Below are 4,159 nucleotides of genomic sequence, written 5' to 3' on the forward strand. Positions count from 1 at the left end.
GGCGCAGCGCCCCTGGCGGGGGTCTGGGGGCGGAGCCCCCAGGAACGGGATGGGACGGGTAGGGGCGGCGGGGGCGAAAAAACACCCCCGCCGACACTCCGGTCAGCGACCGTTGAACGCGTCCTTCAGGCGCGAGAACAACCCCTGCTGCCCCGGCTGGAACTGCCCCGTGGGCCGCTCCTCACCCCGCAACACCGCCAGCTCCCGCAGCAACCGCTCCTGCTCGGGATCAAGCTTCGTCGGCGTCATGACCTCGACATGCACGATCAGGTCACCCCGGCCACCGCCCCGCAGATGCGTGATGCCACGCCCGTGCAGCGGGATCGACTGCCCGGACTGCGTGCCCGGCCGGATGTCGACCTCCTCCAGCCCGTCGAGGGTCTCCAGCGGCACCTTGGTTCCGAGAGACGCCGCGGTCATGGGGATGGTGACCGTGCAGTGCAGGTCGTCCCCACGCCGCTGGAAGGTCGCGTGCGGAAGCTCGTGGATCTCGACGTAGAGGTCACCGGCGGGCCCACCACCGGGCCCGACCTCCCCCTCGCCCGCGAGCTGAATCCGCGTGCCGTTGTCGACACCGGCCGGAATCTTGACCGTGAGCGTCCGCCGCGACCGCACCCGCCCGTCGCCCGCGCACTCCGGGCACGGAGTCGGGACGACGGTCCCGAAGCCCTGGCACTGCGGACACGGCCGCGAGGTCATGACCTGCCCCAGGAAGGACCGCGTGACCTGGGACACCTCACCGCGACCGCGGCACATGTCACAGGTCTGCGCGGAGGTCCCCGGCGCGGCACCCTCACCGCTACAGGTCCCGCACACCACAGCCGTGTCGACCTGGATGTCCTTCGTCGTGCCGAAGGCGGCCTCGTCCAGCTCGATCTCGAGCCGGATCATGGCGTCCTGGCCACGGCGCGTACGCGAGCGCGGCCCGCGCTGCGACGCCGTACCGAAGAACGCGTCCATGATGTCCGAGAAGTTCCCGAAGCCACCCGCGCCGAAGCCGCCGGCGCCCGCGCCGCCCGACTGGGACAGCGGGTCGCCACCGAGGTCGTAGACCTGCTTCTTCTGCGGGTCCGACAACACCTCGTACGCGGCGTTGATCTCCTTGAACCGCTCCTGCGTCTTCGGATCGGGATTGACATCCGGGTGCAGCTCGCGTGCGAGCCGCCGGAATGCCTTCTTGATCTCGTCCTGGGACGCGTCGCGGCGCACGCCGAGCACGGCGTAGTAGTCCGTGGCCACTTAAGACTCCGCCAGGATCTGTCCGACGTACCGTGCCACCGCTCGTACCGCTCCCATCGTTCCGGGGTAATCCATGCGGGTCGGTCCGACCACGCCGAGTTTCGCTACTGCCTCGTCGCCCGAACCGTAGCCGACGGAGACGACGGACGTGGAGTTGAGTCCCTCGTACGCATTCTCGTGACCGATCCGTACGGTCATGCCCGAATCCCCCGCCTCACCAAGAAGCTTGAGGAGGACGACCTGCTCCTCCAGCGCTTCGAGGACGGGGCGGATCGTGAGGGGAAAATCATGTCCGAAGCGCGTGAGGTTGGCGGTGCCGCCGATCATCAGCCGCTCCTCGGTCTCCTCGACGAGTGTCTCCAGCAGGGTGGAGAGCACCGTCGTGACCGTACCGCGGTCCTCCGCCTCGAAGGCGTCCGGGAGGTCCTGCACGAGCTGCGGGACGTCCGCGAAGCGACGGCCCGCGACCCGGCTGTTGAGCCGGGCCCGCAGATCGGCGAGAGACGTCTCCCCGAACGGCGCCGGGCAGTCGATCATGCGCTGCTCGACCCGGCCCGTGTCCGTGATCAGGACGAGCATCACGCGCGCGGGGGCGAGCGCCAGCAGCTCGACGTGCCGTACCGTCGAGCGCGTCAGCGAGGGGTACTGCACGACGGCGACCTGCCGCGTCAGCTGCGCGAGCAGCCGCACGGTCCGCCCCACGACGTCGTCGAGGTCCACCGCGCCGTCGAGGAAGTTCTGAATGGCACGCCGCTCGGGCGCGGTCATCGGTTTGACGCCCGCGAGCTTGTCGACGAAGAGCCGGTAGCCCTTGTCGGTGGGGATCCGCCCGGCGCTGGTGTGCGGCTGGGCGATGTACCCCTCGTCCTCCAGGGCCGCCATGTCGTTGCGGACGGTGGCCGGGGACACCCCAAGCCGGTGCCGCTCGGTCAGCGCCTTGGAACCGACCGGCTCCTCGGTGCCGACATAGTCCTGGACGATGGCGCGCAGCACTTCCAGCCTGCGTTCACTGAGCATCGCGCACACCTCCAGCTGTCTGCCCATCGGCTCCTTGGCTTTTCGCTTGGCACTCAGCGCGCGCGAGTGCCAGCATCCCCCGGCCCAGTGTACGGCCGCCGGGTACGGCCCCGGCAAGGGCGGGCCCGCGATCTTGTGCGGCTCATGCCGACGCGTCCCGCGATCCCACGCCACGTATGCCGACGTGTCCCGTGATGTCGCACCGGCGCACCGCTAGCGTCACCGCATGAAGGTGACTTGGGAAGAGTCGGCGTGGCAGGAGCTGGCCCCGAGGGTGGGGCGACGGCGACTCCCGGTCTGGGACTGCACGGCCGGCCTGGTGGTGGGCGAGGGCGCGGCACTCATGATCGACGCCGGGTCGAGCCTCGGCGAGGGCGCACGGTTGCGCGCCGAGGCGCTGCGGCTCCTCGGCCCGGGCCGTCGGGTGACGCACCTCGCACTCACCCACCCCCACTTCGACCACGTGTTCGGCGCCGCGGCGTTCGCGGGCGTGCAGGTCTTCGGGGCGGTCGGGCTGGACGCGGTCCTCGCGCACGAACGCGAGGAGCTGTGCGCCGACGCCGTACGCAACGGCCTCGACCCACGCGCGGCGGACGAGGCGGCGGATGTCCTGGTCCACCCGCAGCACTCGGTGTCCGGCGAGTGGACGCTCGACCTGGGCGGCGGCGTCCAGGTCCTGCTGGCGAACGTCGGCCCCGGCCACACGGCCCACGACCTGGTGGTCCTGGTGGCCGCGCCGGGCTCCCCGGAGATCGTCTTCTGCGGTGATCTGGTGGAGGAGTCGGGCGAACCTCAAGCGGGTCCGGACGCGGTGCCGACCCACTGGCCGGCGGCCCTGGACCGGCTGCTCGACCTGGGCGGGGAGGACGCGGTGTACGTGCCCGGCCATGGAACGGTGGTGAATGCGGCCTTTGTCCGGGAGCAGCGGGCGGCGCTGGCCGCGCGTTTCGGCGTGTCGTCGTGACCGTCCTCCCGGATCCCCCCTCGCTTCTCCTATCGTCATCCGAATGCGCCAGTACTCTCCGGACCTGACCCCGCCGTGGAAGAAGCCCAAGCCCGTGCCCGAGGTCCCGGCGGAGCCGGGTCTGGTGGTCGAGGAGCCGGGTACGGGCTTCTGCGGCGCGGTGATCCGCTGCGAGGCGGGCACGGTCACGCTGGAGGACCGGTTCGGCAAGCACCGGGTGTTCCCGCTGGAGCCGCGCGGCTTCCTCCTGGAGGGGCAGGTGGTGACGCTGGTCCGCCCCTCCTCCGGTCCGGCACGACCTTCGCGCACGGCCTCCGGTTCGGTCGCCGTCCCCGGCGCGCGGGCCCGGGTGGCGCGGGCCGGGCGGATCTACGTGGAGGGCCGTCACGACGCCGAACTCGTCGAACGGGTCTGGGGCGACGACCTGCGCGTCGAGGGCGTCGTCGTGGAGTACCTGGAGGGCATCGACGACCTGCCCTCGATCGTGGCCGACTTCTCCCCCGGTCCGGACGCCCGCCTCGGCGTCCTCGTCGACCACCTGGTCCCGGGCACGAAGGAGTCCCGTATCGCGGCGTCGGTCACAAGTGACCACGCCCTCGTCCTCGGCCACCCGTACATCGACATCTGGGAAGCCGTGAAACCGTCCTCCGTAGGCATCCCTTCCTGGCCCCGCGTACCCCACGGCCAGGACTGGAAGACGGGCGTGTGCCGGGCCCTGGGCTGGCCGGAAAACACCGGCGCGGCCTGGCAGCACATCCTGTCCCGGGTGCACTCCTACAAGGACCTGGAACCGGCCCTCCTGGGCCGGGTGGAGGAACTGATCGACTTCGTCACGGTGACGGAGTGACCCGACGCGGTTCTCCGCCCCCGCCGCCCCTACCCGTCCCATCCGTACCTGGGGGCTGCCGCCCCCAGACCCCCGCTTCGGCCTGAACGGCC

At 71.1% G+C, this 4,159-nt stretch carries 4 protein-coding genes; 2 read left to right on the forward strand and 2 right to left on the reverse strand.

Annotated elements, in window-relative coordinates; genetic code table 11:
- Positions 1-102 precede the first annotated feature (102 nt).
- Entirely contained in the window at positions 103-1,239 is a 1,137-nt protein-coding gene (dnaJ, locus tag ACX28W_RS43640; protein WP_362084750.1) for a molecular chaperone DnaJ, read from the reverse strand.
- Positions 1,240-2,256: a heat-inducible transcriptional repressor HrcA gene (gene hrcA / locus ACX28W_RS43645; protein ID WP_459005647.1), complete on the reverse strand. Its 1,017-nt coding sequence runs from the start codon at positions 2,254-2,256 to the stop codon at positions 1,240-1,242.
- A gap of 226 nt (positions 2,257-2,482) precedes the next feature.
- Here hrcA and ACX28W_RS43650 point away from each other — a divergent pair, with 226 nt between their 5' ends.
- Positions 2,483-3,220: an MBL fold metallo-hydrolase gene (locus ACX28W_RS43650; RefSeq protein WP_459005645.1), complete on the forward strand. Its 738-nt coding sequence runs from the start codon at positions 2,483-2,485 to the stop codon at positions 3,218-3,220.
- A 43-nt stretch (positions 3,221-3,263) separates the two neighbouring features.
- Positions 3,264-4,067, forward strand: a complete 804-nt coding sequence (locus tag ACX28W_RS43655) for a DUF3097 domain-containing protein (RefSeq protein WP_459005646.1) — start codon at positions 3,264-3,266, stop codon at positions 4,065-4,067.
- Positions 4,068-4,159 lie beyond the last annotated feature (92 nt).

This window comes from Streptomyces sp. SD15, from assembly GCF_054462255.1.